The organism is Psychrobacillus sp. L4, assembly GCF_042944905.1.
Lineage (GTDB): Bacteria > Bacillota > Bacilli > Bacillales_A > Planococcaceae > Psychrobacillus.
Window position 1 is genome coordinate 3,525,483 of sequence record NZ_CP168496.1, and the last position, 13,723, is coordinate 3,539,205.

The 13,723-nt window shown below is 36.7% G+C and carries 13 protein-coding genes; 5 read left to right on the forward strand and 8 right to left on the reverse strand.

Annotated elements, in window-relative coordinates; all coding sequences use genetic code 11:
• Positions 1-15: 15 nt before the first annotated feature.
• Positions 16-513 carry a sigma-70 family RNA polymerase sigma factor gene (locus ACEPXG_RS16980; protein ID WP_391204982.1) on the forward strand — a complete coding sequence of 166 codons (498 nt, stop codon included), beginning with the start codon at positions 16-18 and terminating at the stop codon, positions 511-513.
• Positions 510-1,385: a DUF3298 and DUF4163 domain-containing protein gene (locus ACEPXG_RS16985; protein WP_391204985.1), complete on the forward strand. Its 876-nt coding sequence runs from the start codon at positions 510-512 to the stop codon at positions 1,383-1,385. The genes ACEPXG_RS16980 and ACEPXG_RS16985 overlap by 4 nt, the downstream gene beginning before the upstream one ends.
• Before the next feature lie 136 nt (positions 1,386-1,521).
• Here the strand turns inward: ACEPXG_RS16985 and ACEPXG_RS16990 are convergent, their stop codons facing one another.
• From ACEPXG_RS16990 to ACEPXG_RS17010, 5 genes are all read right to left on the reverse strand, one after another.
• A complete protein-coding gene (locus tag ACEPXG_RS16990) occupies positions 1,522-2,013 on the reverse strand; it encodes a PCYCGC motif-containing (lipo)protein (RefSeq protein ID WP_391204988.1) in 492 nt (163 codons plus the stop codon).
• Positions 2,014-2,033: 20 nt separating this feature from the next.
• Entirely contained in the window at positions 2,034-3,410 is a 1,377-nt protein-coding gene (gene fumC / locus ACEPXG_RS16995; RefSeq protein ID WP_391204991.1) for a class II fumarate hydratase, read from the reverse strand.
• Positions 3,411-3,576: 166 nt separating this feature from the next.
• Positions 3,577-4,512, reverse strand: a complete 936-nt coding sequence (locus ACEPXG_RS17000) for an HD-GYP domain-containing protein (protein WP_391204994.1) — start codon at positions 4,510-4,512, stop codon at positions 3,577-3,579.
• A gap of 169 nt (positions 4,513-4,681) precedes the next feature.
• Positions 4,682-6,229 (reverse strand): flotillin family protein, encoded by a 1,548-nt coding sequence (locus tag ACEPXG_RS17005; protein WP_391209974.1) that lies wholly within the window; start codon positions 6,227-6,229, stop codon positions 4,682-4,684.
• A gap of 33 nt (positions 6,230-6,262) precedes the next feature.
• A complete protein-coding gene (locus ACEPXG_RS17010; RefSeq protein WP_391204996.1) occupies positions 6,263-6,832 on the reverse strand; it encodes a hypothetical protein in 570 nt (189 codons plus the stop codon).
• A gap of 255 nt (positions 6,833-7,087) precedes the next feature.
• On the opposite strand from ACEPXG_RS17010, the gene ACEPXG_RS17015 reads away from it, so the two are divergent.
• A complete protein-coding gene (locus tag ACEPXG_RS17015) occupies positions 7,088-7,708 on the forward strand; it encodes a DUF47 domain-containing protein (protein WP_151701466.1) in 621 nt (206 codons plus the stop codon).
• 12 nt (positions 7,709-7,720) lie between these two features.
• Positions 7,721-8,719: an inorganic phosphate transporter gene (locus ACEPXG_RS17020; RefSeq protein ID WP_391204999.1), complete on the forward strand. Its 999-nt coding sequence runs from the start codon at positions 7,721-7,723 to the stop codon at positions 8,717-8,719.
• Positions 8,720-8,761: 42 nt separating this feature from the next.
• On the opposite strand, the gene ACEPXG_RS17025 is transcribed toward ACEPXG_RS17020, so the two are convergent.
• Entirely contained in the window at positions 8,762-9,394 is a 633-nt protein-coding gene (locus ACEPXG_RS17025) for a pentapeptide repeat-containing protein (RefSeq protein WP_391205002.1), read from the reverse strand.
• Positions 9,395-9,500: 106 nt separating this feature from the next.
• Between ACEPXG_RS17025 and ACEPXG_RS17030 the strand changes: the two genes are divergently transcribed.
• On the forward strand, positions 9,501-11,633 hold the full coding sequence (locus tag ACEPXG_RS17030; RefSeq protein ID WP_391205005.1) for an MMPL family transporter: 2,133 nt from the start codon (positions 9,501-9,503) through the stop codon (positions 11,631-11,633).
• A gap of 97 nt (positions 11,634-11,730) precedes the next feature.
• On the opposite strand, the gene ACEPXG_RS17035 is transcribed toward ACEPXG_RS17030, so the two are convergent.
• Complete coding sequence (locus tag ACEPXG_RS17035) at positions 11,731-12,336, reverse strand: alpha/beta hydrolase (RefSeq protein ID WP_391205008.1); 606 nt, start codon at positions 12,334-12,336, stop codon at positions 11,731-11,733.
• A gap of 163 nt (positions 12,337-12,499) precedes the next feature.
• The gene (locus ACEPXG_RS17040; RefSeq protein WP_391205011.1) at positions 12,500-13,675 is read right to left on the reverse strand and encodes an MFS transporter; all 1,176 of its coding nucleotides are present in this window, start codon (positions 13,673-13,675) and stop codon (positions 12,500-12,502) included.
• Between the last annotated feature and the right edge of the window lie 48 nt (positions 13,676-13,723).

Genomic DNA, 13,723 nt, shown 5'->3' on the forward strand with positions numbered 1-13,723 from the left:
GAGTATAACTATGTCATGACAAAAAAAGAAAAATTTCAACTAGTTGAAAACTATATAATAGAGCATCAAAATGCACATTACCGGCTAGCTTTTAGCTATGTAAAAAACAAGGAATCGGCATTAGATATTATTCAAGAAAGTATTATGAAAGCTTTGCGCTCCATCGATTCTCTTGAGGAAATTCACTATTTAAAAACGTGGTTTTACCGAATTCTAATTAACACGTCGATTGACTTTATTCACAAAAATAAACGAGTAATAGTAGTAGAAGATAATATACTGGATTTTCATCTCCCAGCGCATGAAAACGACATTCCTGATATCGACTTATATGAGGCAATTGACCATTTACCTGCAGTTTATAAAACGATTATTATTCTTCGCTTTTTTGAGGATATGAAAATTGATGACATCGCAACAACCCTCGGAGAAAACACGAATACGATTAAAACGCGATTATATGCAGCACTAAGGAAATTACGATCAAATATGGAAGAGAAGGTGGATGTATGAGCAAGTTAAATGATTCTAAAAAGCAATATGACGACATTGAAATTCCAGAAGAGTTGTCACAAATAGTCCATGATTCTATTAGAAAAGCCCATAAAAAGCAACAGAAAAATAAACCGTTAAAACAATGGGGAATTGGCATCGCAGCAGCGGCAACATTATTTATTACAAGCGTGAATATAAGTCCAGCATTAGCCCAATCTCTTTCCACCGTCCCTGTCCTTGGTTCGATTGTTCAGGTTTTAACTTTAAAAGAAATTCAAGTTGCTAAGGACACTTATAATGCAGAGTTAAAAACACCAGGTATAACTGGACTCGAAAATAAAAAATTAGAAAAAATGTTAAATGAAAAATACATTGCAGAAAACGAAGCTCTGTATGAAAGCTTCCAAAAAGATATGAAAGAGTTAGAGGCAGAAGGTGGCGGCCATCTTGGGGTGGCATCTACGTATAAAGTGGTTACAGATACAGATGATATACTGTCGATTAGTCGATATGAAGTAAATACAGTAGGTTCATCGTCTACCACGATGCGAACAGATACAATCGATAAGAAAAATGAGATTCTTATTACATTGCCAAGCTTATTTAAAGACAATCAATATATAGAAGCTATTTCTACTTATATTAAGGGAGAAATGATTAAGCAAATGGCGGCTGATGAAAATATTATTTACTGGGTTGGTAGCGAAGCAGATTTTGTAGCATTCGAAGCAATCAGTCCTGATCAAACATTCTCCATTACAGCTGATCATAAACTAACTATTTCTTTTGATAAATACGAAGTGGCTCCAGGTTATATGGGCGTCCTTACGTTCGAGATTCCAACAGAAGTGATTGAGTCTAATTTAATTAGTAATTATTATATTAAATGATTTAGAAGTGTATAATGAGCTAAATCGTAATCGGATGATCAATGAACTTAATCATCCGATTAACCAAGTTCATTATTCACTCGATCAAAAAAACCTGCTACCTCTCACAATCTGTGAAAGGTCGCAGGTTTTTAATTTATGATGGCATCGGAGTATCAGTTGGTACTGCATATCCTTCTTTATATGCTTCATCGATTGCTTTTCGAATTTCTATCAGTGACTTTCCTTGTTGTACCATATTGATTGACATAACGGCAGTCTCTAAACATGCAGCACATCGTGTTCCATGGTCATCCCAAACAACTTCTCCGTTTTCTTTTATCTCATGAACGAAGCAGTTAAAATTACTTACATGACCCGCGCTGTCTCCACAACCACAGTAGCAAGGCATCCATTTCAAGACATCGTTTGCTTTTGCCGCCGCTTGGTAGACAAGTTTCATATCTTCGGATTGCTTGTCTAAAAATGTTGGCAATATTTCTGTAGATGCAGTTGTCTCTTGTAAATCACCACTGTCTAAATGAGCAATATGATTTTCGTGGTCTGCATGATTTTCTTTCGACTCTTTCTGGCCACATGCAGATAGGACTAGCAAAGAAATCAATAGCAAGGATAGAATCTTTTTCATATAATAAATACCTCTTCTTATTAAATCATTTTTTCTGGTCGAACCATTTCGTCAAACTTTTCAGCAGTTAATAAATCTAGTGCAACTGCCGCTTCCTTCAATGTAGTTCCATTCTTATGTGCATATTTTGCTATTTTTGCCGCATTTTCATAACCAATATACGGATTTAATGCAGTTACGAGCATTAATGAATTGTTCACGTGATGTTGAATGGTTTCTAGGTTAGGTTCAATTCCAACCGCACAATTGTTATTAAAACTGATGATAGCATCACTTAATAAACCCACTGACTGTAAAAAATTATGAATGATTACTGGTTTGAAAACATTCAACTGATAATTCCCTTGGCTTGCTGCAAAACTGATGGTAGTGTCGTTGCCCATTACTTGTGCAACAACCATAGTCATCGCTTCGCTTTGTGTTGGGTTCACTTTACCTGGCATGATGGAACTGCCTGGTTCATTTTCAGGAATAGAAATTTCCCCAATACCTGATCGAGGACCACTTGCAAGCAAGCGTACATCATTTGCGATTTTCATTAGATCTGCCGCAAGTGCCTTCACAGCACCGTGCACATATACAACATCGTCATAACTTGTTAAAGAGTGAAATTTGTTTTTAGCAGATGTAAATTCAATACCTAATGCTTTGGAAATTTCAGCTGCAACTAAATCGCCGAACCCACTTGGTGCGTTAAGTCCGGTTCCAACTGCAGTTCCACCAATCGCCAGCTCTTTCATGTCTTGTACACTTTGCAATATCATTTTCGCTGATTTTTCTAGCATTCTATGCCAACCACTGAATTCTTGTCCAAGCGATAAAGGCGTTGCATCCTGTAAATGCGTACGGCCGATTTTCACAATATCCATGAATTGCGCTGATTTTTTCCCAAGTGTTTCTTTTAACAAATCAATTGCTGGTAAAAGCTTTTTTTCTACTGCAAGTACGCCTGCAATATGAAGTGCTGTTGGGAACGTATCATTCGAACTTTGTGATTTGTTTACGTCATCATTCGGATGAAGACGCTCATCGCTTCCTTTTTCTTCGAGAATTTGATTTCCACGATGAGCGATCACTTCATTCACATTCATATTCGATTGTGTACCACTACCTGTTTGCCAAACAACTAACGGGAAATGGGCATCTAGTTTACCTGCAAGAATTTCATCCGCTGCCGTGGAGATAGCATCCCTTTTAGCTTCGGATAAATTGCCAAGTGAATGACTTACAATTGCGGCAGATTTTTTTAGTAGGGCGAGACCATGAACAACACCAATTGGCATTTTTTCATTGCCGATTTTAAAGTTTTCTTTCGATCTTTGCGTTTGGGCTCCCCAAAGACTTTCTTGTGGAACTTTAACTTCTCCCATAGAATCATGCTCCATACGATAAGACATTTTTCTCCACCCCTTCTTATTGTCACTCGTTCTTTTTTCCATCATATCGTTCATGATGTTCTTCTACAATAAAAGTGGCTTTGCGGAATCGTTCAACTCCATACTTTGACATTATTCCGGAAACCAAAGTTATTCTCTATATACAAGAGTCAGTTAGCATTACTTATTACCATCTAAACTGTTTATTCTTTAATATGTCGATTAAAGCATCTACAACGACAGGTTTAAATTGTGTGCCTTTTCCTTTTTCAAGTTCTTTCACAGCTTCCTTTATAGACAACGCCTTCTTATACACTCTGTCTGTTGTCATCGCGTCAAAAGCATCAACAACTGAAACAATGGAAGCTTCAAGCGTAATTTCTTCTCCTCTTAGACCATAAGGATATCCTTTTCCATCATATCTTTCATGATGCTGTTCAACTATAAACGCACTATCTTCCAACCATTTTACTGAATGGTTTCGCATAATTTCCGCACCTTCTGTCGTATGGGTTTTCATGATTTCCCATTCTTCCGAAGTTAGTTTTCCAGGTTTGTTTAAAATTTCTATAGGTATAACTCGCTTGCCGATATCATGAAAATAAGCTCCCCATCTAAGTCTAGTCAAACTTTCTACCGGTAACTTTAGATAATTCCAAACTTCTAAGGAGTAATCTTTAATACGATTGCAATGCATATAGGTATAACCGTCAATTGTTTGAATTACATCTGCTTCTTTTTGAAGAAGCTTTGATTCGAAAAAACTTGGCTCAAATTTTTCGAAATTCATTTTAATGAGAATTTCTGCCTCTGTTTCACCATAGAAAGAAATAATATGTTCATATTTAGACGCATCGATCGTTTCTCCAATTTCTATTATGCGTCTCATCCCATTGTATTCCATTTCTAACGTCCCATCGAGAAGTGTATAAGATTCTATTACTTCATCACTATCTCCCATATCGTATTTCACCCAAAAGGTACTGTTTTTGTGCAATGAAAAAAGGGCATTCGACAAACCATCCCATCTTCCAAGCAAAACAACATTTGCATAACCTAATCGAAGTACGGGATAACCACTTTGCTCATAATTACGGTAAGATTGATTTTTTGGTTTACTCATATGTACCTCCATAGGTCATCTTGTAGAAAAACGGTGAAATAACGGTTAATGCCATTATAACAAGTAGTTTAAATTTTTACACTAGTACGCCTTCTCGAGAAGAAAGAATAAATTTATACAAAAAAAGCCGAGACACCTAATAGCGTCCGGACTTTTTTTACTTATTATTCTACTTAACTTCTTCTATGTTAACTAATTGTTCTGCTGGTTGTTTAAGGTTTGCCTGCTTCACTTCTTGTGTTAGTTGTTCAATGCTCGGACGAATATTTCCTTTTCCAGCGTAGTTCTCAAGCATTTCTTTTACATCTATCCCTGAAGACGCTTTTAATGTTTCTTGAAGTGTAGACATTAAATTAGTTGCATAAGAGGTGATCTTGTTTGCCCCTCCGCCTTCTCCACTTCCTGTATCCACTACTGTAATTTTGTCGATGTTGGAAAGCGGACTTGCAATTTGTTTCGCATATTCAGGCAACATGTGAACAATCATATCTAGCACTGCAGCTTGCCCATACATTTCAAATGCTTCGGCAATTTTACGTTTTGCCTCTGCTTCTGCAAGACCTTTTAATCGAATAACATCTGCTTCTGATTCCCCTTGCGCTCTTTGTGAATCTGCTTTTGCAAGTCCGTCTAAACGTACTTTTTCTGCATCTGCTTTTGCTTTCGCTTCAATTCGATACTTTTCTGCGTCTGCTTCTGCCATTTCACGAGACTTTGCAGCTGCAGCATTTTGTTCAATTGCATAACGGTCCGCATCTGCTTTTTTCTTTACTTCAGAATCATATTGCTTCTCACGACGTAGTATCTCTTTTTCTTCTAATTCAATTTGCTTTTGACGTTCAATAATTTGAATTTGCATTTCTTGTTCGGTAACTTCTTGTTTCGATTTTGCAGTTTGTAATTCATACGCTTGGTCAGCGCGTGCTTTTGCAACGTCTTGCTCCCTGCGATACTCTGCTACTTTTAGTTGGTTCTCTTTTTCCGCTTCCGCAATTTCAGTTGCTCTTTCTATCTCAGCACGCTGCGCATCCTTTGAAGCCTCCGCACGTTTTATGCGTGTTTCTTTTTCTGCTTCTGCCGTAGCGATGTCTGCATCTCGTTTTACTTGAGCAATTCTTGGTTTTCCAAGAGAATCTAAATAGCCATTTTTATCTCGAACATCTTTAATAGTAAAAGAAACGATGATTAGACCCATCTTCGCTAAGTCTTGAGAAGCAACACGTTGAACTTCCTGAGAAAACTTGTCACGATTTTTATAAATTTCTTCAACCGTCATAGAACCTAATATAGAACGCAAATGGCCTTCTAATACTTCCTTCGCTTCGTTTTCCCGATCTGCTTTTGATTTCCCTAGAAATTGTTCCGCCGCAGTTGCAATCTCAGAAATAGAACCGCCTATCTTAATAATCGCCGTACCGTCAGCCATCACCGGAACCCCTTGCTCCGTATATACTTCTGGTGTTGTAACCTCTAATTTGCTCGATAATAAGCTAAGTGGTTGGGCTTGTTGAAATACCGGATAGACAAATGTACCTCCACCACGAATGATCTTAATACGGTTTCCAGAGTCGTCTGTATGTACATTTTTCGACCCTAAATAACTTCCTGTTACGATTAAAGCTTCATCTGGTCCAACTGTTCGATACTTTGTCACATACACCGCAAGCATTATTACTATAACAAACACAACGACCCCAATTACGATTAAAAGACCCATATCTATACCTTGCATTCTTCTTCCCCCTATTCATTATTTCAATGGTTCATATTCTTTAACAAGAAATGTACCACCTGCTACTTCAATGATTAACACTTGTTTTCCATAGTCAACTTCTTCATTGTCATATTCTGCTGCTCGTTTAGAAAGTAACCCGTTCACTGTTTCAATGACAATTTCTCCAAATCCATCCTTAGGAATTGGAACGATAACTTTCCCAACTGACCCTTGCAACGATTCGTCGGTATATGCGGTAGAAACCTCCGCAGACGACAACGGTAGCAAAATAAAATAATATAATAAAAACGATAAAATGCTAGAAACAATAAATGCAGTGATAATAATAACCGTATTACTCCACTCGGTAAGTTTTAATAATATAAAGCCAGTCGCACATACGAATAAAACAAATGATAAAAACACAGTTGGGTTAAAAATACCCGCATCCATACCATCAATTGCATCCGCAAACAATACATATAAAATCGTGATTAGCCCTATAATGATTAGACCATATAAAAAGATTTGTTCGATTTTTAGCACTCCTTTCTTAATTACTGACCGTCTAATTATATATACGATGGCACTTTCAGAAAGTTTCATATTTTTACTTTTTTACAAAAAAGATTTAATTTCTAAAAAAACATTCCTAATCATTCGACATTTTTCTCAAAAAAATGAATAATAAGAAAAGAAAGCGCTTCCGAAACCTTGTTTCTACCCTTATTTTAGGGAGTAATGTTACAGGATTGTAAATTTCGTAATATAGGAGTAAAAACTGTGTAGATTTTGCAGTTTTTTTGTTATGATATTTGAGATTAGTGACGACAAAAAATTCTTAAAGTCCAGGAGGCTTTTATGATTAGTTCAAGAAAACCAGACCCATTTTTTTCTTCCTTATTAAAAATTGCTCAAAACGTTCAAGAAGCTGCTCACTACGCAGATGATTTTAAAATTAATACTGTTTCTGACTTAAAAGAAATTAGTGTTCATCTTAAAAATTATGAGACTGCAGGAGATAAATTAATTCATGATTTGATCGTAAAGTTGAACAAATCGTTTATGACTCCGATTGAACGAGAAGACATTTTACAATTATCTATTAGAATGGACGATATTTTAGATGGTATTGATGATTTTACAGCCCATTTAGAAATGTTCTCACTTATTGAAATAGATGATTCCATGCGTACGTTTTTAGGGTATATTACGAAAAGTACAGATGAAATTGTAAAGGCTATGGAACTTCTTGCACAGAAAAAACTACTTAAGATGCATGAACACTCTGTTCTTATTAAGGACTACGAGCGTAAATGTGACGAAGTACTCCGTTCGTCTGTTAAACAATTGTTTTTAAAAGAAAAAGATCCAATCCGAATTATTCAATTTAAAGATATATATGAAAAATTAGAAGAAGTCGCGGATTATTGTCAAAACGTAGCAACTACGATTGAAGCAATTATCATGCGTAATGCGTAGGAGTACGTACATATGGAATATACTCTCATTCTTACAATTTTAGTCGTAATTTTCGCGCTTGGTTTCGACTTCATTAATGGATTTCATGATACTGCTAATGCAATAGCAACATCTGTATCCACAAGGGCACTAAAGCCTAGAGTTGCTATTCTAATGGCTGCATGTATGAACTTTGTTGGAGCGCTTACTTTTACTGGAGTAGCTAAAACGATTACGAAAGATATTGTAGATCCTTTTGCTTTACAAAACGGTTCACTCGTTATTTTAGCTGCTTTATTGTCAGCTATTATATGGAATTTAGTCACTTGGTATTTTGGTATTCCATCCAGCTCATCACATGCTTTAATCGGTTCTATTGCCGGCGCAGCTATTTCTGCAGCTGGACTGACTATTTTAAACTATGCTGGGTTTATCAAGATATTAGAAGCATTATTAATATCTCCATTTTTAGCGCTTGCTGTTGGATTCTTAATGATGTCATTATTCAAAGTGCTCTTTAAAAATACAAGCTTATACGGAACAAATAAAGGTTTTCGTATATTCCAAATTGGTACTGCTGCACTTCAGTCATTTACACATGGTACGAACGATGCCCAAAAAGCGATGGGGATCATTACAATGGCTTTGATCTCTGCAGAATTACAAACATCCGATGATATTCAAATGTGGGTTCGAATCGCTGCTGCAACCGCGATGGGTATTGGAACATCTATCGGTGGATATAAAATCATCAAAACTGTCGGCGGTAAGATTATGAAGATTCGCCCAATTAACGGAGCAGCAGCTGACTTATCATCCGCATTAATCATTTTTGGAGCTACTACTATCCATTTACCTGTTTCCACAACACATGTTATTTCTTCCGCTATTATGGGTGTAGGATCTGCACAACGTGTGAAAAGTGTACATTGGGGAGTTGCCAAAAAAATCGTCATTACATGGATTATTACACTACCAATTTCAGCATTATTGGCAGCAGTTATCTACCGAATATTAAGCTTGTTCTTTTAAGAACAAAACCTCGCTAGAAATGGCGAGGTTTTTTTATATTCATCAATCTTTAATTAATAAACCCAAAGATTTCGCAAAACTTATTGCTTGTTCGGTAGATACAGTACAATCTGCAAGCTTTTCCATGGAAACGGTAAGTTGCTCATATGTATTGGAACTTAAATCAATATTTTTTAATGATGTCTCCGTAAAATTAGCCCCATCCAGTTCACATTTTTCAAAGCTTACTTTATCAAATGACGCTTCAATAAAATCAGCGCGATTTAGCGTAGATTGTTTAAATGCTACTTTTTTGAGTTTAGAAAAACTAATACTCATATAATTTGCAACTGAATCTTCTATTTTCACCTCGGTTAGTCTGCTTTGCGAAATGTTAGACCCTAATAATTTCGAGTTTCGTATTTCTACTCTATAAAAAACGGCGTCCCCAAAATCGACATTAGATAAATCACATTTTTCAAATAAACAATCGATAAATTCTACTTGTTGAAATCGGATGCCTTCCATAGAAATGTGTTGAAAGTGTATTTGATCAAAAATAATTTTATCTTCTTGTACTTCTTCCAAATGTAAAGATGTGACAATACCCCCGGAAACATAATTATCTTCTAGAAGCGCTTTACTTATATCCAGATCCGTTAGAGAACTAGGTAATTTCGGTGGAGCAATTTTCATTTTTTATTCCTCCCTTTTATGGATGCTATTATTTTAACATTATATTAGCATGTTCTCACTTCTTTCCAGTACAATAAGAAATAGATATGGTGTAAGGAGGAAATATATGAGAGTTTTGTCTAACATAGTGACACGTTACTATAAAGCAATATTATTTGCTTGGTTAATATTATTTATTATTTTAGCCATTTTTGCTATTCGTTTGCCTGGGTTATTGCAAGGTGACGGTTTTAAAACAGACGGTGAGCATCAGCAAGTGATGAATGAGCTGACTGATACGTTTGACCTCCCTGCTGAGACAATGTTTGTCGTGTTCAATCATACAACCGATGACACAATAAAAAAGACTTTAGCAAATATTGAAGGACTACATATTGCAGAATCCATTCAATCGCCCTTGGATGATACCTCCCTTTACAAGGATCATATTGCTTATGCGATGCTCCATTTTAATAGCGATACAAATGATTTACCAGGAGTAGTAGATAAGTTACGCAAAGCGATCAATGACGAAAAAGGAGTTACGTTAACTGGTGGGGCTGCTATTAACAAAGATATTAACAGCGCCAGCCAACAAGATTTAGTAAACGCTGAGGCAATCGGTTTACCAATTGCGGTCATCGTTCTTTTACTTGCTTTTGGAAGTGTAGTTGCTGCATTTATACCGCTTGTCGTTGGGGTTATTACAGTCGTATCCACATTTGGAATGATGACTTTGTTTAGCAGCACAATGGATTTATCCATATTCGTCATGAATATTATTCCAATGCTCGGGTTAGCACTTAGCATCGATTTTGCGTTATTACTAATCAATCGATACAAAGAAGAAAGATTAAAACAGTCGGCCCAAGAAGCTGTGCAAACGGCTATTTTGACTGCCGGTCGCTCGATTATTTTTTCTGCAATTTGTGTATTTATCGGTTTAGGTGCAATGCTTGTAATGAAAGTAGAAATATTCCAAAACATTGCACTAGGCGGTATGCTTGTCGTATTGATGGCTGTTTTAGCATCTATCACATTGCTACCAGCGATATTGCTATTACTTAAAGATCATATTAATAAATGGACGATTATACGTGTAAAACCAGGAGCTTCTAATAGATGGCGTAGCTTTGCTTCGTATGTAATGAAACACCCTGTACCATTAATACTTGTAGCGCTTATAGTATTAGGAATTGGTATTATTCCAGTCAAAGATATGAAATTAGCCATTCCAAGCGCCGATTCATTGCCAATATCTTTTGATTCTCGCCAAGCGTATGAGTTAATGGATAAAGAGTTTGGTTTAGGTGAAAAGTCGACTATCTATATGATTGCAGAACGTAAAGATGGTTGGGACAATACAGAAGGTCTGAAAGAAATGAAGAAATTAGAAAATCAATTGCTAGCCGATAAAGATGTCGATTCCGTGAATTCCATCTTTACAGCAAGTAAAATTTCTACTGTAGAGCAATGGGAGCAAAGCATGCAAGCTCCAGATATAAAAGCGCAGTTAACCCCTTTGCTTGAGACATTTGTTCAAAAAGATAAATTATTAATCCCTGTAACACTTAAATTGAATGGCGCTTCTACCGAGGCACAAAATTGGGCTCGCGAATGGTCGGAAAAAGATCTAGGCGTAGATACGATGGTCGGTGGTCGCCCAAAATTCAACCAAGAGATTTTCGATGAAATATTTAATAAAGTCGGAGTACTGCTAGCGATCATTTTAGGATCTACTTTTGTCATTTTGATGATTGCATTCCGTTCGATTTTAATCCCTTTAAAAGCCATTATTATGAATGTGATCGGGCTTTCATCCACTTTCGGAATACTCGTTTACATTTTCCAATACGGACATCTTGGAATAGAGCCAACATCGATCGCACTAATCATACCTGTTATTGTGTTTAGTTTAGTATTTGGACTCAGTATGGACTATGAAGTGTTTTTAATTTCTCGGATTCAAGAAGAGTATTCGAAAAGTCTTGATAATACAGCTGCTACGATTGATGGACTTACATCCACTAGTAAAATTATTACGTCCGCAGCACTTATCATGATTGTTATCACAGGCGCCTTTGCATTTACGGATGTAATGCCAGTTAAGCAAATTGGGGTCGGCATTGCAATTGCGATCGCAATTGATGCATCCATTATTCGATTGTTGTTAGTACCAAGCTTAATGAAGCTACTTGGCAAATGGAATTGGTGGATGCCTTTTAGAAAAGGACCTTATAAAGCAAGCAAATGGCATTAAGAAAGATAATAGCCAAGCAGAAAAAAATTTCTGCTTGGCTATTTTTGTTTTTCGACCGATTATTTATCTTATTCGACTGATTCTCCTATTTTTCCGATTAAAACTTAGTTTGATACCAATCCTTCGCTGCTTGCACTTCGTCTTGCGTTAATTGGTGACCATGGGCATGCCAAAATAACTCTACTTCTGCTCCTGCACCTTGTAGCATGTCACGTAAATCCTCGGATTCCGTAGCCGGGCACATAAAATCGTTTTTCCCCGCTCCGATGAATACTGGAGTCCCTAAAAGCGAAGGTAATTCCGCATCACGTCTCGGTACCATTGGATGATGCAAAATAGCCACCTTCAAAACATTTTCATATTCAAACAATAGATTTGCCGCGATGTTTGCACCATTAGAATAACCAATAGCCACCACATTATCTCGATCAAACTCATAGTTTTCAGCTGCTTCATCCATAAATTTTTTCAATTCCTCTGTTCGGAACTTCAGATCCTCCATATCAAATACACCTTCAGCTAAGCGTTTAAAAAAACGAGGCATTCCATTTTCTAATACATTTCCACGAACACTTAAAATATTTGCCGAGCCGTCTATTTCTTTACCCAAACCTACTAAATCATGCTCATTTCCACCTGTACCGTGCAAAAGCAATAATGTTGGTCGCGTCGAATCTGTCCCTTTATAAAAAACATGCTTCATGTTAAAACTCCTTTTATATTTATCTCGAATTTGAGACAATTATAGCGCGAATCATTTTTGTCGTCAAATAAAGAGATTTCCAACTAAGACTCTCATTTTTCCAACTAACCTGCATTTCCAAAAAAAAAGCCGCTCCGTAAGTCACTCTACGGAACAGCATTTCTTATACTACTACCTTCTTCGTACCCTTCCACAAAATCGACCCAATCATTGTAATAAGTAGCACAATCAATCCTAATACAAATGGGTAAATAATATGAACATCATATAATAACCCTGCAAGTAATGGTCCCAACACATTTCCAATACTCATATACGCATTATTCATGCCCATTGCAAAGCCTTGTTCTTGACCTGCTAACTTCGAGATTAGCGTCGTAAGTACTGGACGTAAAATAGAAGTAGAGAGGAAAATAATCATGGTAATTACAAAGAAAAACGCATAACTGGAAGCTATGATGGACAAGAAAAATCCTAAAGCGGTGATGCCTAAGAATATTTTCAATACGTTTGCCTCACCAAAACGGCGTACGATCTTATCTACAGCAAACAACTGAACTATTACACTGACAATCCCCGTCGCTGTTACCATCCATGCAATATCTTTTGGAGATGCACCAAATTCATTGTCGACAAAAAGACCAAGAACAGATTCATACGCCATCAAACCAAAGCTCATTACAAGTGTAATGACAAGTGGAATAAAATACGGCTTTTTAAACGATTGAACAATCTCTTTCACCATTGGTTCTGGTTTATTTCCAGGTGCCCCACTATCTTCAGGTTTGCTTTCTTTCAGTACAAACATCGAAAATATAACCGCCAAAACTCCAACAACTGCAGAAATTAGAAGTGGCATTTTTAAACCGAAATCTGCTAAAAATCCACCGATCCCAGGTCCAATCACAATACCAAGTGACATAGCCGCTGAAATGAAGCTATTCCCTTTTGCACGTTGATCCATGGTTGTAATATCCGCTACGTAAGCAAAGATTGCCGGGATCAATAAAGCAGCTCCCACTCCACCGATCACACGGGATACATACAAAATACCAACCGAATCAGACAGATAAAAAACAAACATTGATAATGCTAAACCGCTTAAACCTGCGATTATCATTATTCTTCTTCCATATTGATCTGCCCATTTCCCTGCGATTGGAGACATAATAAGTTGCGCGCCTGCAAAAATAGCAATCATAAGTCCTGCTGCAGTTCCACCTTGTCCAATCGACTTTAAATATGCGGGCAGTATTGGAATGATAATCCCAAAGCTTGCTACTGCAATAAACATATTTATCATTAATACAAATAATTTCTTTCGCTGATCTTTTGTCATTAAATACCTGCTTTCATTCTAAACAAACATACTCGCCACAGAGTAACA